This window comes from Streptomyces durocortorensis, assembly GCF_016901035.1.
Lineage (GTDB): Bacteria > Actinomycetota > Actinomycetes > Streptomycetales > Streptomycetaceae > Streptomyces > Streptomyces durocortorensis.
On sequence record NZ_JAFEUF010000582.1, the window covers coordinates 1 to 290 of the forward strand.

Consider the following 290-nt stretch of genomic DNA (forward strand, 5'->3'; position numbering starts at 1 on the left):
CCACCAACATCATCAACGCGGCGAAGGCTTGCGGCACCTGGAACATCGAGGTGGAGAAGTTGATGAAGTAGCCCAGGCCTTTTTCCGCCGCGACGAACTCGGCGACCACCGCGCCGATCACCGCCAGGGTGATGGAGATGCGCAGCGCCGAGAACAGGTGTGGAATCGCATAGGGCAGGCGGATGTTGCGGTACTCGCGGGCCTTCGACGCGCCCAGCGAGCGCGACAGTTCCACCAGCTCCTCCGGCGTCGCCAGGAGGCCGGTGACGCAGGACACCACGATGGGGAAG

The 290-nt window shown here is 65.2% G+C and carries 1 protein-coding gene; it reads right to left on the reverse strand.

Annotation, left to right across the window (positions count from 1 at the left end):
• Positions 1 to 290: ABC transporter permease (locus JS521_RS36165; RefSeq protein WP_205087050.1), on the reverse strand; the 290-nt coding region annotated here is incomplete at both ends.